This is a genomic window from Aurantimonas aggregata, from assembly GCF_010500835.1.
In the GTDB taxonomy this organism is placed as follows: domain Bacteria; phylum Pseudomonadota; class Alphaproteobacteria; order Rhizobiales; family Rhizobiaceae; genus Aurantimonas; species Aurantimonas aggregata.
On record NZ_JAAAMJ010000012.1, the window covers coordinates 1 to 19051 of the forward strand.

Below are 19051 nucleotides of genomic sequence, written 5' to 3' on the forward strand. Positions count from 1 at the left end.
TTCTCGAGCCGATCGGAAACATCCCGCCCGCAGAAGCGGAAGCCGCCTACTACGCGCAGCTTGAGGCCATGCCCATCGCCGCGTAGGACTCAAACCAAATGGCCTCCGGGAAACCCGGTGCGGTTCACTACGACGGGCAGGCCTTCGTCTGTGTGTCCTCGACAGGCGTCTTCTGTCGCCTGACCTGTCCGGCCCGTAAGCCGAAGGCAGAGAACTGCACCTTCTTCCCGACGATCGGGGAATGCGTCGAGGCCGGCTATCGAGCCTGCAAGAGGTGCCATCCCATGCAGGCTGCTGCCTTGTCTGATCCGATGATCGGCGCCCTTCTGCACGCGTTGGACGAGCGGCCCGACCTGCGTTGGTCCGAGCAACACTTGGAGCGGCTCGGGTATGACTCGACCACGGTGCGCCGCAGCTTCAAACGCCAGTTCGGCATGACCTTCCTCGAGATGGCGCGCCAGCGGCGCCTTCGTGAGGGCTTCCAGATGCTGGCTGGCGGCGGAAAGGTTATCACGGCCCAACAGGAGGCGAGTTTCGAGTCTCCCAGCGCCTTCCGCGCCGCGTTCGCCCGGCTCCTGGGATGCGCGCCGGGAGACCTGCGGATGGATAGGCATCTGAAAGCCACATGGATCCCGACGCCGCTGGGCGATATGATTGCAATCGGCAGCCGTCAGCATCTCCACCTTCTGGAGTTCGTGGACCGCAAGGGTTTGCCAGCGGAACTCAAACGCTTGCAGGCGGGAACGCAAGGCTCGATCGGGATCGGTGCGACGGCGCCCGCCGAACAGGTGGCATCCGAGCTTGCGGCCTACTTCGCGGCCCGGTCCGATCGGTTCGAGACGCCGTTGGCTCTAGCGGCCAGCGCCTTCACCCAGCAGGTCTGGGACGCCTTGCGCGAGATCCCGGCTGGTGAGACGCGATCCTACGGCGACATTGCCCGCCGGATCGGGCGCCCGAGCGCCACACGAGCTGTGGCGCGGGCGAACGGCGCCAATCAGATCGCGCTCGTAATCCCGTGCCACCGGGTGATCGGGTCGGACGGTGCGCTGACCGGTTACGGCGGCGGTCTATGGCGCAAACAGCGCCTGATCGAGATCGAGCGCGAACTTAAGATACTGAATCAGGAGACCACCCGTTGACCTCCATCACTGCAAAGGCGCTCGCATTCCGACGCCTCCACGTCCGAGGCGAGCCGATCGTCCTTTACAACATCTGGGATGCCGGCAGCGCGGCGGTGGTTGCGCGTTCTGGAGCGAAGGCGATCGCTACCGGGAGTTGGTCTGTCGCGGCAGCACAGGGCTATGGCGACGGCGAGGAGATGCCGTTGGACGACGTGCTGGCGGTGGTGAGGCGAGTTGTGCGCAATGTGAACGTGCCCGTCACCGTGGACTTCGAGGGCGGCTATGCCGTTGAACCCGCCTTGGTCACGGAAAACGTCCGGCGACTACTCCAACTCAACGTCGTCGGTCTGAACCTCGAGGATCAGGTCGTAAACGGTTTAGGACTCTATTCCGTTCGCGAGCAGGTCGAGCGACTGGAAGCGGTTCGGAAGGCCGCCGACGATGCCGGGGTGCCCGCTTTCATCAATGCCCGCACCGACGTGTTCCTGAAGGCGGAGGCAAGCATCGACCACGCCGCCCTGCTGGACGAAGCGTTGCTGCGTGAGAAGGCTTATGCCAAAGCGGGAGCGGACGGGTTCTTCGTTCCTGGGCTGGCCGACATAGTGCTCGTTCGAAAGCTCTGCGAACGAGCGAGCTTGCCGATAAACGTGATGGCGCCGGACGATCCGGTCCGAATTCGCGAGTTCGTGAAGCTCGGCGTCTCCAGGATAAGCCTCGGGCCTGCTCCCTTCTTCACAATGACGGCTGATTTAGAGCGCCGCGCAAGGGCTGCCGCTCTGGCCGCATGAAGGCCAAAGACCCTTGACCGAGTGTCGCCTTTCCGCTCGTTTTGGGTCATCGGCTGGGAAAGTGGCAATGTCTGCCTCGGGTCGTAAGCTGCCGCTCGGTCTGGTTGAGGACCCAAGATCTCGACAGGTAGCCATCAACCTCGTCCCGATTGCCAACACAACGAGACGAGGCCACCGACTTAGTGAACGGTCGCAAGTGCCTTGCGGCAATCATCAGCGCATTCGCGGCACATGGTGGCGCACAGCTTGCAATGCTCGTGATCGTGCTTCCCGCATTCGGCCGCGCAGGTTTCGCAAGCTTTGATGCAAATCTCAAGCTGCGCCCGAAGCAGTTCGACATTCTGCCCTGTCCGGCGCACGGCAAGATGGGCCGTGGCGCTGCAGATATCCGCGCAATCCATACAGGTGCGAACGCACTGGCGCATGTCCATTTCTTCGGCCAGGCAGGCGTCTGCACACGACGTGCAGAACAGCGAACAAAGCATGGAATGGCGGGCCGCCGTCGCCAGGGCCTCGTTCAAATCCTGACCTACGTCAGGGTGGAGGTGGATCATTTTCTCAATAGACACGTGGAAACTCCGTTGCTTCGGATGCCCACTCGCAGTGGGGACACACTGGGCAACGGGCAGTGGCCGATTTTGATCCGAATAGCCGTCGAGCCCTCGCTCAAGGATGCAACATGGTCAGATCCGGGAGATCGAACTGATGGGGAGTTCGGGTCGAGGCAGGGTGATCAGCAGCACCGTATGCCAAGCCAGGGCGGACGCGGCCGAGATCGACGCTTCGGAAGCGGTGACAGAGGGCCAGCAACAGCGGCATGAGGAATCCCGTAAGAATTGGCAGCGTCTGGCCGACCAGGCACGCCAGCTTGAGAGGGGTCAGGACGAATAGGCGAGCGCGCCATCGTGGCGCGCGTGTCAGCCACTATTCCCCACGTAGGCCCGTCTTCGAATGGCCCAATCAAAGGCAGAATCTGCCGCAATGGGCAGATCTTCCACGTCCTTAGCCAGGAACACTACGGGCGGACCCAGAACAACGAGAGTTCTGGTGAGCGATGGTTTTGCTCGTCAGAGGAAGCCGAAGCCGTGGGCGGAGAGCTTCAGCGAGTGTCCGGGCCTGGAGGATGGGGGAGACGAGAAGTAACCGTCCGAGCCTGCGTCACGCCCTCTTCAGGCGAACTCGATCCCCTCGCACTTGAAGTCACCCAGCTTTTCCTCGTCTGCCAACACGTTGCCGGCGACGTCCGCGGCGCCAATCCAGCTCTCGGTTAGTCCTCCGAGTTCCACCGACTTCATGTAGATAAATTCGTCCGGGTGGCCCGGCACCAGCTTGATCGACGATGGCCCACGTTCGGGTGTCCGCGCTCCGACCGGGCAGACCTCGATGTGCGAGAAAGTCGCGTCCGCCTCGATCAGCAGATTGTTGCCCCTCTCGCGCTCATCGGTCGACTCGTGGAAGGCTTCTGTGGAGACTTTCCGAGGAAAGAAGTACCAGCGCTCGCGATAGGGAGTGCCACTCCGCCGCCTCGTGGATGACGTAGCCCCTCTCGCCGACGCCGCATGCCTCGCGCATACGGCGGTAAGCTTCGCTCCAGTCCTCGCTTCGGACGGTGTAGCCCTGCGGCCCGATTCGTTTGATCCATTCCTCGCGGCGAACCTTTCCGTGGGAACCGACGACGAGCTCGTCGCCGTAGAGCGTTGCCCACTCGCACTTGAAGCCCTTCTGGGCTTCGTCACCGGAGCCGGTCATCAGCATCTGGCGCGGGATGATCATATGGTCGGGGCCGCGCAGCTCGCCGACAATTCCCGTGCGATCATCGAAGACGAGCATGTGGCGTTCCCCCTTCAGCAGCTCGGAGAACTCGCCGCCACGGAAGGTGTCGATGTCGACCTCTCCGAACTTGGAGTAGACATGCACCTCCCCGCCCTCGTCGTCCGGGATGTGCTCAAAGCTATAGCGAACCGCCTCGGCGGCATCGACGCGGCGAGGCACTCGGTCGTAGCGCAGCCGCGCCATGAAGTTACGTCTCGCCGTCCTCAAGCGTGACCTGGGATTGGCGATCTTCGTCGGTGATCTGCATGATCGTGTAGCTCGACGTGGAGGCGTCATAGCGCTCCAGCCGCTGGCAATCGCGGTTCTTCATGCATCGCTTCCTAGTGAGTGTTGGATAGCAGTGGGTAGTCGCTCATTGGACCGTCCCATTCCTGAGACGTGATCCTGGCAGAGTTAGGGAATTGAGCTCCTTTGCCCTAGAGTCTTGCAGTGGAGCCACTAACAGGGGCAATGTGATCGCGTTTTCGTTTGCCGGATGCGCAACCTAAGCAAGAGAAAGAGCGAACATGAAACCTCGTCTCATTGGCCTGACAGTACCATGTCCGGCCTAATCTCGCGGATTGTCAAATGCCCGGCCCGGGCGGTCTTGATCGGCCTTTTCGCCGGTGTTCTGCCACAGGCCGCACATGCCGAAACTCAGTCAACTGTTCGGTCCAACATCGAGGATGCAGTCCTTGGAATTGCGGAACTTTCGCCGGAGGGGTCTGAGGATCTCAGTGTCGTCGAGTGCCCCAGTTCGCTGCGCTGTAACGCGGTGGTTGATGGCGCCCGGTTGCGCGCCCGTGGCTGGAACCTCGAAGTGATCCCCACGACACAAGTGCGATCCGAGTATCAAGCTGCTTGCGCCGGGGCACTGTCAGGGCTGGCCGGAACGGAGCTGCAGGTAGCGGTGGCGGCGGTTTCGCGAGGCTTCGAGGAAGCTGCCCGCAGAGGCGGCGGCACGGCGAAGTTGGAAATCGCAGGAACGGAAATGAAGATCAGCCCATCGGGGCCGCGCTGGCCTGAGTGTGAATTCTGGCGACGCAAGCCCAATATTGGCGAAAGCAGATCGGGCCACAGCCCCACAACGGCACAGTGAGGTCTGCGGGGTCAAATTGCAGCAGTGCGGGGGAGAGGTTCTCTCTGTGCGCTATCGGGAAGTGTCATGCACGGGCGTCCTCCTCGGGATTAGCCGCCCGTGGGCTCAATGAGCCGGCTGTGGGCTGTGTACGCTCGCCGCCGCCTGCCCAAACCTACCGTCTGGACGGCAAGAATTGCTTTAGGCTCGTGCATGCAGCGGTGGACGCCGCATAATTGCTGCCCGATCGTCTTATGCCGGACATTGGCACCGGCCACGTCGAGCACACCTCGGCCCATTCCGCCCGCATCCATTCGTCGACCTTCCTCCATCTCCGTCAGTCCTGAACCTCCGCGTCCAGGATCTTCGATATCTTTCGGCGCTCACGGTGGGAGCGGATTTGCAGGGTGCCGGCGGTCTCGGGGCGCATGGTCGCTTTTCCTCCTTCCCAAGTCAGCTTAAACCAGCGGTTCGCTCCAACGGGGAGGTCTTCGGAACCGTAGGTGGCGATTACTCGGACATCGAAGCGCTTCAGTCGCTCCCAATGATCGGTCCCCAGTTCGGGAGTCTGAGAGCCCGCCCGTAGTGCATGCTCAATGATTGTCCGGAACGTCCCCATGTTCCTGACCTTGCCGGCATCCAGAGGGCCCTGTCGCGTCCGTAGGTTCAAGTCCGACGGTTCTTCCCACTCCTCGATCCCATCCAGTTCGGTGACCGGACAGGTCCAGTCGTTGTCGGCGGTCTGGAGGCGGATGATTATGCTCTCCACATAGATGACGTCGCTGCTCATGTTGCTAACGAGGCATGGAGCCTCGAGAGTTGCGCCGCCGCCGCGGTTAATCAGGATCTTCGGGCGGGTCTGCCGGAGAAAACTTCGGACGAATATCTGAAGGTAGCCGATCCAAACGAGCAGCATCGCCCCGTTGATAGCGATACTGATCAATTCATAGTTGGCCTTGATCCAATCGATCACTGGTTGTTCTCCACCTGAGCTGGGAGAGAAGGGCCGGACGGAGCAGCCGTTCGAGACCTTCGCGCGGGATATCGTCCGGCGGCCGGCGGGCGCATCAAGATCGTCTGGAGTCGAGGAATTTCACGGCATGATCGACAGTGACTATCTTTTCCGCTTCGTCATCGGGAATATCGATTCCGAACTCTTCTTCGAACCTCATGACTAACTCAACGACCTCAAGGCTGTCGGCGCCCAGGTCATCGCTGATTTCGCTGTTGGACTCTACTTTTGTTGGGTCCAGACCGAGATGTTCGGCAACAATGGCTTTTACTCGTTCTTCGGTGTCGCTCATAATTTCCTCGCAGGCTTCTGAAGGAGCGTTCCGTAGAAGGCTTGTATCGCGAAATTGAGGCTTGCGACGTCCAGCAGTCAGATCTCCGTCCAACCAAACACGCTCCTCACGCAACGGGCCGGGAATGCTCTGCCGTTAGGAGGGCATAGGGATGCGGGCCGTAGGAATCACCATGCTGAACAATCTTCTCCTTGGATCATCGCGGCGCCAGATGATCCGGATCCTTGTCGGAGCGATTTGTCTCGCGAGCCTCCTGCAAGGAACGCTTCAGGGCGCGGAGGCGAACTCAGCAGTCGCGCTTCCTCGTTTCGTTTCCCTCGACGCGGATACTGCGAACGTGCGTCGTGGCCCGGGTGTGTCGCACGGGATCGTCTGGACCTATGTCCGCACCGGAATACCGCTCGAGGTGTTTCAGGAGTTCGGGAACTGGCGGCGCATCCGAGGCAGCGATGGAGAGAGTGGCTGGATCCACGACGCTCTCCTGTCCGGCGAGCGAACCGCCGAGGTCGCGCCGTGGATTGACGGCCACGCGCGTCTGAGGTCCCGTCGTAGTGTCGATGGCCACGTTATTGCCAAGCTTGCCAGCGGTGTCCTGCTTCGCGATTTCCAGTGCGACGGGCAATGGTGCCAGGTCGAGATTGGGAAGCCGGCCCTCGCGGGCTACCTTGATCAGAGCAAGCTGTGGGGAGTCTATCCGGGAGAAAAGGTCAGCCTCTCGGGCAATTGGCCTTGGTTGCCGTTCATGTGAAGCTAAGAACTGCGCCCCTCACGACGGCCCACGCCACAGCCGCCGATCCCGTAGGTGCGCACCATCGGGCCATCTGCTCGTGGCGCGGATATGCTGACGCGGCGTAGATGGATTTGGTGAACCGAGAGCGGCCAAGATCCCCATGGTACTGGCGACCTTGCTCCTGGGCGCACCGACCCGGCCGAAGGAATGATCGATGTCCGCTAGGAAGCTCTACGTCGTACAGCAACTCGTGAAACAGGGCCGCCGGCTGATGAACGGGCAGACCATGCAGTTCAAGACGGCAGCCGAGGCCAAGCTTCGGGCAGACCGCGATGGCGAGCGGCTGGGCAATTTCGTCGGCGTGGTGGCGGTCGAGCAGACAGTCGACGTCGAGACCGGCGAAGTCCTGGAAGAGCCGATCATCCTCGTGCGGCACGGCGAGGTGCCTGCGGAGGTCGCGGGGGATTAAAGCCTGTGCTCCGCTCCATCACCATCTCTACCCTCGGCGATCTGGCCGACGCGGGCATGGGCATCGCCTGGGCGTGCGACGACTGCCATCGAGATCTTGACCTAACCCTCTCCCGCGCGATTGGAACGTGGGGCCGCGATCAAACCTATGTCCGCTGGAAGGCGCCGGTGCGATGTGCCCGATGCGGGAGCCGGAACGTCAGCATGCGCCTAAGGGCGAACTCGACCATCAAGCAGGGCACCGGCACGCCGTTCGTTCAGTCATGAGCCTTCGCCATTTCTTCAGCCCCTCCGACGAGATCCGGCAGGAGGTCACAGCGCTTGTCACCCTACATGGTCCGGAAGGCGCATGGCTGATGGCGCAGGAGCGTCGGCGGGACGCTCAAGAGAACGTCGGCTGGCTGGAACCTGCTGAGCTAAAGCGTCGCGTCCGCTACTGGAACAGCGTGATCGGTGAGATTGAGCGCCAGACAAGGTATTGCCATCAAGTAGAGTAGGCGACGCGATAGACTATGCTACCACTGGAGGCAATCCGCAGCCTTTCAGGTCCCAGGAGCCAGCGTGAAACAAGCACCTTGTACCAAGCCACGATCGGCAATCGGGCTTCTGCCCACGCTCATGTCAATCAGCAGATCGATACGGTTGTTGATGGGCATGAGACTGGGTGAAATCGGCCTTCATCCCGGGCAGGACGAACTGCTTTTAACGCTCAACCCCGACGAACCGACGCGGGTTTCGGCCCTCTCGGATACCCTGCGCGTCCGACCATCCACGGTTTCCAGGATGCTGACCCGCCTCGCCCTTTCCGGATTGGTGGAGCGGGTAGAAGACGCAAGGGATGCTCGTCGCACTGTCGTCCGCATTACTCCCGCAGGCACGGAGATGCAGTGCCGCATCCGTGAGGTGTGGCAACGGGTAGAGAACGAGTTCCAGGAGATGCCGAGCCGAGATGGTGCGGAACAGGATCTCGGGCGAATCGAGGAGATCCTGAGCACCCGGCTTCGGCGGTTTCGTTAAGTTCGGCTGACGGTGAGGGACCGCCGGGTTACCTTCGGACAGCGCCGGCTTTCGTATCCTACGTGAGACATCCGGTTTGTGCCGCGTCATGCGTGAGATCGAGCGTCAGTCCGGCTCTCGGCATGAAACGGACGCTGCAAAACGGGTGGAGTAGCGGTGGTAGGCGCTGAAGCGCGCCCTGCCGCGCAGAGGTGAGGCAGGGCGCCAAGCGCGCGGGCTGGTGGGGCCGTGTGCGCTCCTGCCTCGTACCGTTTCCGGCGGGGCAAGATGAAGCTTATCGGGCCAAGGTAAAACTCACAACGCCGGCGAGAGCGAAACTCTGCTACTCGTTTGAACCGGAGCCTGGCTTTTCGCGTTTCTCACGCGCCACGCGATCTTCCCGCTTCTGCGCGTCAGCGTCCTCATAGCCCATTGCCTTGCCGGCCGCGTCCTTGGTTGCGCCTTCGCCATTAATCTTTGCATCCCAGCCGCCTGGGGATTTGGGTTGCTTTTCGCTCATATCGATATCTCCCAACATGACTGATCCGCCCCCACTGACGGGTCCGGTTTGAATGTTAGTGGATCGTCGGCCGTTGGGCCAGCGAGCGGGGTGTGGGCGCTGAGGCGAATGCCGGCAGGAAGACTTCCGGCGCCGGTGGCCTGTATCCGAGCGAGGAGTGCGGACGCACGGTGTTGTAGTGGCGCCGCCAGCTCTCGACGATGATCTTGGCCTCGGCGAGAGTGTAGAATACCTCGCCGTTCAGAAGCTCGTCGCGCAGGCGAGCGTTGAAGCTTTCGACGAAGCCGTTCTCCCAGGGGCTTCCGGGCGCGATGTAAGCGGTCCTCGCCCCGACGTCGGCGATCCATTTCCGCACGACTTTGGCGATGAACTCGGGGCCGTTGTCGGACCGTATGTTCTCCGGCACCCCGTGGAGGATGAAGAGGTCCGTCAGGACGTCGACGACATCGGTGGAATCGAGCTTGCGGTCGATCCGGATGGCGAGCGCCTCGTGGGTGAACTCGTCGATCACGTTCAGCATTCGGTACTTTCTCCCTTCATGGGTTCGGTCCTCGACGAAATCGTAGGACCACACATGATTAGGCCGCTCGGCACGCAGGCGGATGCAGGACCCGTCGTTCAGCCAGAGCCGGCCTCGTTTGGGTTGCTTGGCGGGAACCTTCAGCCCCTCGCGCCGCCAGATGCGCTCGACCCGTTTGTCGTTGACGACCCAACCCGCCTGGCTGCGCAGAAGCGCGGCGACACGGCGGTAGCCGTAGCGACCATAGCGACGGGCGAGTTCGACGATGTCCTCGGTCAGTTGCCCCTCGTCATCCCGGCCATGGGGCCGGCGCCGCTGCGTCGAGCGATGCTGGCCAAGGGCTTGGCAGACCCGGCGTTCGGAGACCTTCTTCGGCAGAACCGAGCGGACGTAATCGATGCAGGCGCGGCGACGCGCGGGGCTTAGAAGTTTCCCCGGGACGCCTCCGAAAGGATCAGCTTGTCCAGCGTCAGATCGGCTACCGCCCTGCGCAGCCGCTCGTTCTCCTTTTGCAGATCCTTCATCTGGCGGAGCTGGTCACGGCTCATCCCGCCATACTCCTTGCGCCAGCGGTAGAAGGTCAGCTCCGACACGCCGATCTGGCGAACGGCATCGGGCATCGCCACTCCCTGTCCGCGCAGGACTTCAACCTGCCGAAGCTTCGTAACGATCTCGTCCGGCTTGTGTCTCTTTCGGGCCATCTCGCGGTCCTCCTTCATGGTCAAAACCATACTTCAGGATGGACCCGTTCAATGGGGGAGGATCACGTTCGCAAGGACGGCTCTCGCTTCTGGGCGTATGTCGTGATCGATCCCATCCGAGACATGGATGGCAATCTCGTCGGATTCGCCAAAGTCACGCGTGATCTGACCGAGCGCAAGGAACATCAGGAAGCTCTGGAACGGGCTCGGGAGGCTTTGTTCCAGTCGCAGAAGATGGAGGCGATCGGTCAGCTCACCGGGGGCATGGCGCACGACTTCAACAACCTTCTGATGGCGATCCTCGGCAGCCTGGAAATGGTGCGCAAGCGGATTCCCGAGGATCGACGGATCACGCCCCTGCTCGACAACGCTATTGCTGCAGGCGAGCGCGGTGCCGCGCTGACGCAGCGCATGCTGGCCTTTGCCCGCCGCCAGACCCTGGAGTTGAGTCCGGTCTCGTTACCTGTCCTCGTAGCCGGCATGGCTGGTCTGCTGGAGCGATCGGTCGGAGCCGAGATCGAAATCCAGACGCAGTTCCCTCTGATCCTGCCGCCGGTGCTGACAGACACCAATCAGCTGGAGTTGGCGCTCCTCAACATCGCGGTGAATGCGCGAGATGCCATGCCCGGCGGTGGGACCATCACGATCTCAGCGCGCCGAAAGGAGGTTTCCGCCGGCGAAGAAGGTAGGCTGAGCCCCGGGAGCTACGTTTGCCTCGCAATTATCGACACTGGTGAAGGTATGGACGAGACAACGCTTGCACGGGCGACGGATCCCTTCTTCACCACGAAAGGTGTCGGCAAGGGAACTGGCCTTGGTTTATCCATGGTCTATGGCGTTGCGGAGCAGTCGGGCGGCGGCCTCACGCTGAAGAGCCGAAAGGGAAAGGGCACCACGGCGGAAATTCACCTACCCGTCGCCGCGGCAGCGACCCATCCGCAGGAAGAGTCGGTTCAGCCGCAGCCTGCAGAGCCGGCCACAGTGTGCTTGACCATTCTCGCCGTGGACGACGATCCGCTGGTGCTGATGAACACGGTAGTGATGCTTGAGGACATGGGACACCGCGTGTTCGAGGCGACGTCCGGAGCGGAGGCGCTCGACGTACTTGAGCGCGAAGAAGCTGTAGATTTGGTCATCACCGATCACGCCATGCCGCGCATGACCGGTACGCAACTCGCCAAAGCCATCAGGACCCGGTGGCCCGATACTCCGATGATACTAACCACCGGCTACGCAGAACTGCCCCCAGGATCAGACGAGGGGCTATTGAAGCTCGACAAGCCGTTTCGGGCGGCGAAACTTGCCGCCGCCGTAGCCCAGGCCGTAGGATCAGTACATTAGGCGAGCCCCCGCTCCAGTTGGAGCTAGAGCGCCCATACTTGCCTAGAGTATCCGGCGGATCCGCATCACCAGATGGGGGAACCTTCTCCGTGATGCTGCACTTTCCGTGGCGGCCAACATGTTCAGCGTCGGCACGCGAATTCACCCTCGACGTCGGGAAGATAGACATGGGGCACAATCTTGAGGTGGCAGTCGACATTGCCGATATCATTTCAGATGCTAGTGAAAATCTGCTACCGCTCGATGTCGCGAGCACCACTTCGCAGCTATTAGAGCGCCACCACGTGTTGGGCTTGTCTTCTGAGGACGTTGCCGCGGCACTGAGGGAAGAGAGCAATTCTGCCGGCGTGACGACGCTGCAAGCAGACTCTTAAGCAGGCGAACGGCGATTAACAGCGGGTGCGATGGATGTTCCTTTTCTTCTCCAACGGCATCGGCTGCCTGGGCTCCATCATAATCTCCATCATCCTGAGCGTTGTGGTGATGGTCATTCTCGGCGTGTTCTGAGGTACTGCGCCAGGGCGGCGTCGCCGCCACAGTCGGCCTCCGCGTGCGGGCGGACATGACAATCAGCCCAGACACCGGCACTTTCTCGGCTCGCGCATGATCCGCCGGCAGCTCCTCCGCCTCTTCAGACCCTCCGCCGAAATCCGGCAGGAGGTGACCGTGCTCCTGGCAATGCACGGCACCAGGGACGCCTGGTCGGAGGCCTGCGACCGCCGGCGAGCGGCGGAGAAGGATGCGCGCTGGGTCGATGATGATGTTACCCGCCACCGCCGCCGCTACTGGAACAGCGTCATGCGCGAGATCGAGCGCCAGACGGGCTACCGACATTAGCCGGACATGGCGCCGCGGTTTCTGGACCGCTGACCGGAGCGGGGATGTATGGCTGGGGCCATACCTGTCTTGTCGAAGCCTCCTATATGAATGCCGATCAGCGCCCCTGTGCGCTTACTCCGTGATGGGTCCGCTGTGTACATCTTCTCGTTCGCTCTTGCCGTCCTGAGCGCGGCCTGGACGCTAGTGTCCGGCTGGGAGACGGTCCCGCACACCGACCGCTGGCACGTGATCGGAGTTGACGCCGAAACCTCTGCGTCCCTAGGCGAGCGGGCATTCGATGAGGTCCTGGCCCAGGAGTCGGTCGTCGACGATGGCGTTGCGGTCGATGCGGTCCGGAGCATCGTGGCCCGCCTCGCCCCGCATGCGAACAAATTGGCCGGACGCGATTACCATTGGGATGTCGCGGTCTTGGATGAACCGTCGCCGAACGCTTTCGCGCTACCGAACGGCAACCTGGGGATCCAGACCGGGCTGCTGCCGGTCACGGGGCTGGAAGACGGGCTCGCCGCGGTGATCGGACACGAACTCGCACACGTGATCGCCCGCCATCCGGAGGAGCGCCTAACGCAGCAGGAGTTCACACGGCTGGGCCAATTTGCGGCCTCCCTGTTCTTCTCAGATGGCGATCCTGCCACGCAGGCGGCCATCTTTGGCGCACTCGGACTGGGGGCGGAGTATGGGATTCTCAGGCCCTTCTCGCGGACGCACGAGAGCGAGGCCGACCGGATCGGGATGATCCTGATGGCACAGGCCTGCTATGATCCCCGTGCGGCACCAGAGGTCTGGCAGCGCATGGCCGCGCTTAGTCGGGGCTTGCCCGCGATCCTGTCGACGCATCCCGCCAACGAGACGAGAATGGTGCAGCTGTCCAGTCACCTCGCCGAGGCGATGACCGTCCGCGAACAGGCGGGATGCCCGCCATTACCCGGGCCGTCCAGCTAGTCCGACGGCTGCCGCACTGTCTAACTCCCCGCCTCCTCCCCGTCCTTCCGCTCGCCACGCGCCACGATCCGCAGCACATCGTCCGGCAGTGGCCGCTGCAGCGCCGACGCCTCTGCCCAATCTGCCCGCATCCAAGCTTCGATCTCCTCGGGCTCTGTCAGGATCACCGGCATCGCCATTGGGTGGATCGGCCCGACGGCTGCATTCGGCTCCGTAGTGAGGAAGCCGTAGAGGTCGGCGTTCACCTCCACCTCCTTCACCTTCCCCACGCTGGTCCGAGTTCGTCCAGATGCCGGCGAAGACCATCAAGGGTTGGCTCTCGTCCCGAGCGAACCAGGTTCGCATCTTCTTGCCGTCGATGGTGTCGTACTCGCAGAACGACGTCAGCGGCACGACGTAGCGGTAGGCAGGCCCAACCCAGCGCCGTCAGTGCGGGCTGTTGGTCCGACGGATGTTGGTGGCGCCGGGATCGGTCTTCTTGCCCTAGAGCGCAAACTTCGGAGACGAGATCGCGTCGAGACACGGCCGCAGGGTGACGCCTAAGCGACGGTTCCTCCGTCGCCGTGCAGCGCCGCATCCTTTTGACGCTTGCGACGCGCCAGGATGTTCAGGAACTCCACGAGCGCCGAGAAGGCCATCGCCGCGTAGATGTAGCCTTTCGGCACGTGGAAGCCGAAGCCGTCTGCGATCAGCGTCGTGCCGATCATCAACAGGAAGCCCAGCGCCAGCATCACGATGGTCGGGTTGGCTTCGATGAAGCGCGCCAGCGGATCGGCCGCCAACAGCATCACCGCCACCGCCGCGACAACCGCGATCACCATGATGCCGATCTCATCGGTCATGCCGACGGCTGTGATGATGGAATCCACCGAGAACACCAGATCGAGCAGCAGGATCTGAAAGATTGCCGCACCGAAGGTGATCGACACAGCGTTTCCGACCATTGTGTCCTTGTGGTCCACGGGATCCACCGAGTGATGGATCTCGCGGGTCGCCTTCCAGACGAGGAACAGGCCGCCAGCGATGAGGATGATGTCGCGCCAGGAGAAGCCGTCACCGAAGGCCTCGAACAACGGCTCGGTGAGCTGGACGATGAATGCGACCGTGGACAACAGGCCGAGCCGCAGGATCAATGCGAGGCCAATGCCGAGCCATCGGGCTTTCTGGCGCCGGCCCTCGGGCAGCTTGTTGGAGAGTATCGAAATGAAGATGAGATTGTCGATGCCGAGGACGATCTCCATGACCACCAGCGTCGAAAGGGCGACATAGGCGGTGGGATCGGCAAGGAAGGAGAACATGTCGGCCACGTCAGGCTCCGGTCACGCGAGAGGATACCCGCCTGCGACACCTTCGCCCGGGCCGGCGCTAGATGGTGGCGGTGGTTACTTTGAACCAGTGCCGTTTGAAGAAATAGCCGTCCGCCGTCGCTGTACTCTGTCCAACGAAAGTAGCGCCAGCAACAAAGAAAGCCGCCGCCCGGTGAAGGGGCGACGGCTTTGGAATATCGGTGATGGGCAGGTGAGGTCAGACGCGCGGGCGGTTTGCCGGATCAACCGGGCGGGTCACCGTCTCAACATGCGTGTCGCGCTTACGTCCAGCCAGACCTGCAAGGCCCAGGAGGCCGATTAGCCCCAGCCACCCCAGATCGAAGCCGTCGTCGTCGTCGTTCTGGTTCGTCATTGGCTGTACCGTTTCAGTATCTGGCGCTGTCGCCTGAGCGAGAGCAGCAGTGCCGGTCGCGGCGAGAAGTCCAGCAGCGAGTGCTGCGGCATAGAGAGGATTGCGTCGCATTGATTTTTCTCCGGTGTTCACTGGCAGCTGAAATGCAAGGAAGTCGGGATCGTTCCCGCGCATGTACCGTGAAGTGCGTGCGAAAATCTGTATGTACGCAGCGTGAACATGAATCTTGGGAGGAATAGCGCATGGCCGAGAATGCCCGTGACTCGGCTCAATACATAACGAGCCGTCTCGAGCGGCGGAACGCGGCGGCTGTAGGGGATCTGCGGAAGAACCTGAGCGCATTCATCGCCAACACGCTGGCATGCGTTGAGCAGGGGCCGGAGGTAAACCGAGCCGCCGCTTCGGTTCGGACGGCCACGGAACGATACCTCTCCGCTTCCCTCGGCGCTCCTGGACTTTACGACAAATCCGCCAAAAGCGAGCCGCTCAGAATGGCGGCAGTGCAGGCCGCGCAGGCGTTTGAAGAGACCGTCGTTGCGGCCCCGGCGTCCCCAAGGGTGAAAGACCTATAAGCAGTGCCGGAAGGAGAGCATAGCAGCGGCCGGGGCTCGGTATCGCCAACTCTTAAGCAGTTTCTGGCGCAATGGGGGGATGGCGAAGCGTTCCCGTCCTCCGAAGTCGATCGGTCTCCAGCAGGAGCCGGATATCATTGCCCGCGACAGGAAGCCGACGGGGCGCGATCCGAAGCAGCCGCAGCTTCCCTTCGACCCGATGCCGGATCGGATCGATCCGTGCCTCGCACTGCTTGCTGCCAAGCCGCCGGCTGGGCCTGACTGGGCTTTTGAGATCAAATGGGACGGCTACCGCCTGGCGGTCCATGTAGACGGCATGGCCGCTCGCATTCTAACCCGAGGCGGTCATGACTGGACGCAGCGGTTTCCCTCGATCGCGAAGGCGGCGGTCGAACTCGACGCTCCTTCCTTCATCCTCGACGGCGAGGCAGTTGTCCTCGACAGTCAGGGGCGGTCGGACTTCTCTGCGCTACAGAAGGCGCTCGGTGGACGGGGCGGCAAGCGGATCACCGGGGCCGAAGTCATCTTCTACGCCTTCGACCTTCTCTATTTCGACGAGCACGACATCTCAGGGATGGCGCTCGTCGAACGCCGAAATCTGCTCGAGGATCTCCTTCGGGACGAGACGGGTACGATCCGGCTATCGGAGGAGGTCCAGGTAGGAGGGCGCGGACCTGCTGCGGACCGCATGCGAGCACGGACTGGAAGGGATCATCGCGAAGAACGCTAGGCGCCCTATCGGACCGGCCGCCGCGGCGACTGGCTGAAGATCAAGTGCATCCAGAGTGACAGCTTCGTGGTCATCGGCGATGAGCCGTCGCGGGGGCGACGGAAGCTCCGCCACGCGTCCTTTAAGGGGCTGCGTGACGCGGCGGATCACGCGGAAGTCTTCATCTTACCGCAAGGTAGCGGGTCATAGATCCGTCGTTGGTATCAATCAGCCGCCTCCCACCCCCTCCTGTACAATTCCAGTTCCCAAGCAGCGCAAGCAGGGCTCTCCTTGATTTTGGCCGGTGCCAGCGCACGCGGGACAAACATTCTCTCCGCTTCCAGGAGTCCCCGGGGCTGCTTCATCTCCCGGCTTCAGCGGATCAGTTTTATCGTTGGGCAAGTCGCTCATGATGTTCCTCCCTTTGATCGAGAACGACCACCAGGTCGAAATGTTCATCGTGAACGTGGATCGCGTGGCTTCAACGCAAAAAGCCCGCGCCACCCAATCAAGGGCAGCGCGGGCGCGGCAGATCAACGACGGGGGAGAGGCTAGCTCGATCGGTGCCGCTGATACTCCGAGCCGCGGAGAGCTTTGATCTCCTCCCGGATTTGCGCGAGGATCTGCACCTGCACTTCAACGTGGCTCTTCATCGCGGCGACGTGCTGGGCAGCAGCGCCCTGCCCTTGCTCAATCCGGGAGATGGTCCGCTCGATCTTCTCCAACTCGTCGACCATGCTCTCCTGGCGGAGGTTGGTCCCGTCGAGCGAGCGGCGGATCGCGTTGACCACTTCGACGGCCTGCTCCAGCGAGCCGTCATTCCGCTTCAGCATGTCGACTGCGGCGCCGAGGTTCTTGTCGATGTTCGACAGCATATTGAGATAGCGGGTGACCATGCTCGGCAGGTCGGAACCACTGTCCTGCGTCACCGCCCTGGTCGCCCCCGATGATGCTTTGTGGATTCCGTAGAGCACGGTGACGATGACCCCGAGGGCCGCGACGAGTGCGCTGATGCCTTCAACCGTTATTCCCACGTCCCGCCAAGCTGTCTTTAAGTTTTCCGAGGACATGGGCGTCATAGGCATCCGCCGCGCTCCGCTAGCAGGACATCAGGTCGAAGACTGCGAGGGCGCCGTACGCGGCAATGCCCGTCGATGCGACGCCACTCGTCCATGCGTGCGTCACGAGAAGGACGGCTATCTAAGACCACATCATACAGCCGGCCCCGGCCGCCAGGCATCGGACCACCGGCGTTCTGCGGTGATGGCCGTTGACCCAGAGAGCGCCTAGCCAAAGAGCTCCAGCGACGCCGAGGATCGCCGCCAGTTCGGTTTCGGTCCACCACGTTCGATGAAGGACGAGAATGCTTAATTCTCCTGAATCACTACCGCGCGTTCTGCACCTCGCGCTCAGGGAGGATCGATCGATCGCCCATGCCTCGCCAAAGCCATGAGCGGCTTTCTTTGGAACCGTCTCCCGCACCGCCTCTTTACCGACCACCATCAACAACGGCAGGGATTAGAAAAATGTCCTATCGCTTTACATCCATGATCGCGGCGTCGCTGCTCGGGACGAGCGCACTGATAGGGGCCGCGAATGCGCAGGATGCCGCACAGACCGCTGGCAACGTGGACGCCTGTGAAGGACTCCGCGTCCTGAACGATGAGAATGCCGAGCTCTTCAATGAAGAGTTCGTCGTCGGTGCCCGCCAGGTCGTCGAGCGGGACGATGCGACGGTCTGCGCCCCTTGGCTTGCAGAAGCCGAACGCGCACTTCAGGAAAATGAAGGCGCCGATCTAACCGCCACCGGCGGCCGTATCGTCGTGACGCAGCCGGAGCCGACGGTCACCGTCGACCAAGCCGATCCGCAGGTTTCCGTCAGCCAGGAAGACCCGACGGTGTCGGTCCAGCAGGCGCAGCCGGAAATCATCGTACGTCAGCAGCAGCCGACCATTCGCGTCGAGATGCCGCGTCCGACGATCACGATCGATCAGCCGCAGCCGCAGATCATCGTCCGCATGCCGGATCCCGAGGTCAATGTCACGACACCTGAGCCGCAGGTCTCGGTCAGTCAGGCGGAGCCTAAGGTCTCTGTCGAGCAGGGCCAGCCGCAGATCGCGGTCGATGAGCCGACGGTGGATGTCGAGGAGCAGGGCTCCGCAAACATCCAAGTTCAGCAGGGCCAGCCGATCGTGACCCAGGAGGGCGGCGATTCTGACGGCGCTACGGTGAACATCGAGGAAAGCCAGCCGGCTGTCAGCTACGAGCAGGCAGAGCCGAAGATAGAGTTCTCCGAGACCGGCGAGCCGAACATTCAGTACACCCAGTCGGGCGAGCCGGACATCCAGGTAGAAAAGATGGACGGAAACGCTGCTGCAGCGCAGGGCGTCGCTGCAACTCAAGGCGCTACCGCCGCTGAGGGTGGCGCTGCAACGGAGGGCGCCGCTGCCACCGGCCCGGCGCAGGGCCAGGATCAGTTCGCCAGCCTTCGCGCCGGCGAAGAGCCGATGGAAGCCGGTCAACCGACGACTGTCGCCGCATCCGAAATCATTGGTCGCAACGTCGTCAACGGCGCCGACGAGGACTTGGGTGAGGTCGAGCGTCTGGTGTTCGTTGACCAGCGCATCTACGCGGTGCTCTCCGAAGGCGGCTTCCTCGGTCTTGGCGAGCGTGAGGTCGCACTGCCGCTGGACGCAATGTCCATGCGGGGCGACGAACTTCTCCTTCGGGGCATGACCGACGAAGATATTGAGGCGTTGCCGGAGTTCGACGCATCGTCGGCCCCGGAATATGCGGCCGACGAGCAGGTCGAGATTGGCACTCTCTAACACGATACCACAAGAGGCCGGTCATGGTGGCCGGCCTCTTTGGCATCCGAAGGCTACCACGAGCAGGCGATTATCCTTACGTTTGTTCCGTTAGCCTTCCA

Annotated in this window: 22 protein-coding genes and 4 pseudogenes; 14 read left to right on the forward strand and 12 right to left on the reverse strand. The window is 62.3% G+C overall.

Annotation, left to right across the window (positions count from 1 at the left end):
* The first annotated feature begins 98 nt into the window (after nt 1-98).
* Both GTW51_RS14745 and GTW51_RS14750 read left to right on the forward strand, forming a co-directional pair.
* On the forward strand, nt 99-1139 hold the full coding sequence (locus GTW51_RS14745; protein WP_163044801.1) for a bifunctional transcriptional activator/DNA repair enzyme AdaA: 1041 nt from the start codon (nt 99-101) through the stop codon (nt 1137-1139).
* A complete protein-coding gene (locus tag GTW51_RS14750) occupies nt 1136-1909 on the forward strand; it encodes an isocitrate lyase/PEP mutase family protein (protein ID WP_163044802.1) in 774 nt (257 codons plus the stop codon). Before GTW51_RS14745 ends, GTW51_RS14750 begins: the two co-directional genes overlap by 4 nt.
* Before the next feature lie 179 nt (nt 1910-2088).
* Here the strand turns inward: GTW51_RS14750 and GTW51_RS14755 are convergent, their stop codons facing one another.
* From GTW51_RS14755 to GTW51_RS24335, 4 genes and pseudogenes are all read right to left on the reverse strand, one after another.
* Nucleotides 2089-2478 (reverse strand): four-helix bundle copper-binding protein, encoded by a 390-nt coding sequence (locus tag GTW51_RS14755; RefSeq protein ID WP_163044803.1) that lies wholly within the window; start codon nt 2476-2478, stop codon nt 2089-2091.
* Nucleotides 2479-3078: 600 nt separating this feature from the next.
* Nucleotides 3079-3336: pseudogene (locus GTW51_RS23965) on the reverse strand (hypothetical protein); the annotation flags it as partial.
* 10 nt (nt 3337-3346) lie between these two features.
* Nucleotides 3347-3925, reverse strand: coding sequence for a hypothetical protein (locus GTW51_RS23970; protein WP_281354609.1), 579 nt, complete (start codon nt 3923-3925; stop codon nt 3347-3349).
* A gap of 4 nt (nt 3926-3929) precedes the next feature.
* On the reverse strand, nt 3930-4052 hold the full coding sequence (locus GTW51_RS24335) for a hypothetical protein (RefSeq protein WP_281354610.1): 123 nt from the start codon (nt 4050-4052) through the stop codon (nt 3930-3932).
* Nucleotides 4053-4280: 228 nt separating this feature from the next.
* Here GTW51_RS24335 and GTW51_RS14765 point away from each other — a divergent pair, with 228 nt between their 5' ends.
* Nucleotides 4281-4820 carry a hypothetical protein gene (locus tag GTW51_RS14765; RefSeq protein ID WP_163044804.1) on the forward strand — a complete coding sequence of 180 codons (540 nt, stop codon included), beginning with the start codon at nt 4281-4283 and terminating at the stop codon, nt 4818-4820.
* Nucleotides 4821-5136: 316 nt separating this feature from the next.
* Here GTW51_RS14765 and GTW51_RS14770 read toward each other — a convergent pair whose 3' ends face one another.
* Together GTW51_RS14770 and GTW51_RS14775 are read right to left on the reverse strand one after the other, a co-directional pair.
* On the reverse strand, nt 5137-5772 hold the full coding sequence (locus GTW51_RS14770; protein ID WP_163044805.1) for a hypothetical protein: 636 nt from the start codon (nt 5770-5772) through the stop codon (nt 5137-5139).
* A 94-nt stretch (nt 5773-5866) separates the two neighbouring features.
* Complete coding sequence (locus GTW51_RS14775; RefSeq protein ID WP_163044806.1) at nt 5867-6103, reverse strand: acyl carrier protein; 237 nt, start codon at nt 6101-6103, stop codon at nt 5867-5869.
* Between the two features lie 172 nt (nt 6104-6275).
* Here GTW51_RS14775 and GTW51_RS14780 point away from each other — a divergent pair, with 172 nt between their 5' ends.
* The 4 genes from GTW51_RS14780 to GTW51_RS14795 all read left to right on the forward strand — a co-directional run bounded on the left by GTW51_RS14780 (nt 6276) and on the right by GTW51_RS14795 (nt 8318).
* The gene (locus GTW51_RS14780; RefSeq protein ID WP_163044807.1) at nt 6276-6851 is read left to right on the forward strand and encodes an SH3 domain-containing protein; all 576 of its coding nucleotides are present in this window, start codon (nt 6276-6278) and stop codon (nt 6849-6851) included.
* A gap of 196 nt (nt 6852-7047) precedes the next feature.
* Complete coding sequence (locus tag GTW51_RS14785; RefSeq protein WP_203566102.1) at nt 7048-7302, forward strand: hypothetical protein; 255 nt, start codon at nt 7048-7050, stop codon at nt 7300-7302.
* A gap of 181 nt (nt 7303-7483) precedes the next feature.
* Nucleotides 7484-7798: a hypothetical protein gene (locus tag GTW51_RS14790; RefSeq protein WP_203566103.1), complete on the forward strand. Its 315-nt coding sequence runs from the start codon at nt 7484-7486 to the stop codon at nt 7796-7798.
* Nucleotides 7799-7949: 151 nt separating this feature from the next.
* Nucleotides 7950-8318 carry a MarR family winged helix-turn-helix transcriptional regulator gene (locus GTW51_RS14795; protein WP_246233180.1) on the forward strand — a complete coding sequence of 123 codons (369 nt, stop codon included), beginning with the start codon at nt 7950-7952 and terminating at the stop codon, nt 8316-8318.
* 322 nt (nt 8319-8640) lie between these two features.
* On the opposite strand, the gene GTW51_RS14800 is transcribed toward GTW51_RS14795, so the two are convergent.
* Entirely contained in the window at nt 8641-8817 is a 177-nt protein-coding gene (locus GTW51_RS14800) for a hypothetical protein (RefSeq protein WP_203566104.1), read from the reverse strand.
* Between the two features lie 55 nt (nt 8818-8872).
* A protein-coding gene (locus GTW51_RS14805; RefSeq protein WP_163044811.1) for an IS3 family transposase occupies nt 8873-10038 on the reverse strand; the annotation gives its coding sequence in 2 pieces (ribosomal slippage) (nt 8873-9774 and nt 9774-10038; 1167 coding nt in all).
* An 18-nt stretch (nt 10039-10056) separates the two neighbouring features.
* Here GTW51_RS14805 and GTW51_RS14810 point away from each other — a divergent pair.
* The 4 genes and pseudogenes from GTW51_RS14810 to GTW51_RS14825 form a co-directional block, all read left to right on the forward strand.
* Nucleotides 10057-11379: pseudogene (locus GTW51_RS14810) on the forward strand (ATP-binding protein); the annotation flags it as partial.
* A gap of 167 nt (nt 11380-11546) precedes the next feature.
* Nucleotides 11547-11753, forward strand: a complete 207-nt coding sequence (locus tag GTW51_RS14815) for a hypothetical protein (protein ID WP_163044813.1) — start codon at nt 11547-11549, stop codon at nt 11751-11753.
* Between the two features lie 292 nt (nt 11754-12045).
* Nucleotides 12046-12216 carry a hypothetical protein gene (locus GTW51_RS14820; protein ID WP_163044814.1) on the forward strand — a complete coding sequence of 57 codons (171 nt, stop codon included), beginning with the start codon at nt 12046-12048 and terminating at the stop codon, nt 12214-12216.
* A 135-nt stretch (nt 12217-12351) separates the two neighbouring features.
* Nucleotides 12352-13161 (forward strand): M48 family metalloprotease, encoded by an 810-nt coding sequence (locus tag GTW51_RS14825; RefSeq protein ID WP_163044815.1) that lies wholly within the window; start codon nt 12352-12354, stop codon nt 13159-13161.
* A gap of 20 nt (nt 13162-13181) precedes the next feature.
* Here GTW51_RS14825 and GTW51_RS23975 read toward each other — a convergent pair.
* From GTW51_RS23975 to GTW51_RS23980, 3 genes and pseudogenes are all read right to left on the reverse strand, one after another.
* A pseudogene (locus tag GTW51_RS23975) lies at nt 13182-13644 on the reverse strand (SOS response-associated peptidase family protein); the annotation flags it as partial.
* A gap of 56 nt (nt 13645-13700) precedes the next feature.
* The gene (locus tag GTW51_RS14835) at nt 13701-14459 is read right to left on the reverse strand and encodes a TerC family protein (RefSeq protein WP_163044919.1); all 759 of its coding nucleotides are present in this window, start codon (nt 14457-14459) and stop codon (nt 13701-13703) included.
* A 226-nt stretch (nt 14460-14685) separates the two neighbouring features.
* Nucleotides 14686-15015: a WGxxGxxG family protein gene (locus tag GTW51_RS23980; RefSeq protein WP_246233162.1), complete on the reverse strand. Its 330-nt coding sequence runs from the start codon at nt 15013-15015 to the stop codon at nt 14686-14688.
* A 68-nt stretch (nt 15016-15083) separates the two neighbouring features.
* On the opposite strand from GTW51_RS23980, the gene GTW51_RS14845 reads away from it, so the two are divergent.
* Nucleotides 15084-15413 (forward strand): hypothetical protein, encoded by a 330-nt coding sequence (locus GTW51_RS14845; protein WP_163044817.1) that lies wholly within the window; start codon nt 15084-15086, stop codon nt 15411-15413.
* A 79-nt stretch (nt 15414-15492) separates the two neighbouring features.
* A pseudogene (locus tag GTW51_RS14850) lies at nt 15493-16233 on the forward strand (ATP-dependent DNA ligase); the annotation flags it as partial.
* A gap of 440 nt (nt 16234-16673) precedes the next feature.
* On the opposite strand, the gene GTW51_RS14855 reads toward GTW51_RS14850, so the two are convergent.
* The gene (locus tag GTW51_RS14855) at nt 16674-17201 is read right to left on the reverse strand and encodes a hypothetical protein (RefSeq protein WP_163044818.1); all 528 of its coding nucleotides are present in this window, start codon (nt 17199-17201) and stop codon (nt 16674-16676) included.
* A gap of 447 nt (nt 17202-17648) precedes the next feature.
* Between GTW51_RS14855 and GTW51_RS14860 the strand changes: the two genes are divergently transcribed.
* Complete coding sequence (locus GTW51_RS14860; protein WP_163044819.1) at nt 17649-18950, forward strand: PRC-barrel domain-containing protein; 1302 nt, start codon at nt 17649-17651, stop codon at nt 18948-18950.
* The last annotated feature ends 101 nt before the right edge of the window (nt 18951-19051 follow it).

Coding starts and splice junctions, on each gene's coding strand:
- GTW51_RS14745 (WP_163044801.1), top strand. CDS start 99: ATGGCCTCCGGGAAACCCGGTGCGGTTCACTACGACGGGCAGGCCTTC.
- GTW51_RS23970 (WP_281354609.1), bottom strand. CDS start 3,925: ATGGCGCGGCTGCGCTACGACCGAGTGCCTCGCCGCGTCGATGCCGCC.
- GTW51_RS24335 (WP_281354610.1), bottom strand. CDS start 4,052: ATGAAGAACCGCGATTGCCAGCGGCTGGAGCGCTATGACGCCTCCACG.
- GTW51_RS14765 (WP_163044804.1), top strand. CDS start 4,281: ATGTCCGGCCTAATCTCGCGGATTGTCAAATGCCCGGCCCGGGCGGTC.
- GTW51_RS14775 (WP_163044806.1), bottom strand. CDS start 6,103: ATGAGCGACACCGAAGAACGAGTAAAAGCCATTGTTGCCGAACATCTC.
- GTW51_RS14780 (WP_163044807.1), top strand. CDS start 6,276: ATGCTGAACAATCTTCTCCTTGGATCATCGCGGCGCCAGATGATCCGG.
- GTW51_RS14785 (WP_203566102.1), top strand. CDS start 7,048: ATGTCCGCTAGGAAGCTCTACGTCGTACAGCAACTCGTGAAACAGGGC.
- GTW51_RS14790 (WP_203566103.1), top strand. CDS start 7,484: ATGCGGGAGCCGGAACGTCAGCATGCGCCTAAGGGCGAACTCGACCAT.
- GTW51_RS14795 (WP_246233180.1), top strand. CDS start 7,950: ATGGGCATGAGACTGGGTGAAATCGGCCTTCATCCCGGGCAGGACGAA.
- GTW51_RS14800 (WP_203566104.1), bottom strand. CDS start 8,817: ATGAGCGAAAAGCAACCCAAATCCCCAGGCGGCTGGGATGCAAAGATT.
- GTW51_RS14815 (WP_163044813.1), top strand. CDS start 11,547: ATGGGGCACAATCTTGAGGTGGCAGTCGACATTGCCGATATCATTTCA.
- GTW51_RS14835 (WP_163044919.1), bottom strand. CDS start 14,459: ATGTTCTCCTTCCTTGCCGATCCCACCGCCTATGTCGCCCTTTCGACG.
- GTW51_RS23980 (WP_246233162.1), bottom strand. CDS start 15,015: ATGCGCGGGAACGATCCCGACTTCCTTGCATTTCAGCTGCCAGTGAAC.
- GTW51_RS14845 (WP_163044817.1), top strand. CDS start 15,084: ATGGCCGAGAATGCCCGTGACTCGGCTCAATACATAACGAGCCGTCTC.
- GTW51_RS14855 (WP_163044818.1), bottom strand. CDS start 17,201: ATGACGCCCATGTCCTCGGAAAACTTAAAGACAGCTTGGCGGGACGTG.
- GTW51_RS14860 (WP_163044819.1), top strand. CDS start 17,649: ATGTCCTATCGCTTTACATCCATGATCGCGGCGTCGCTGCTCGGGACG.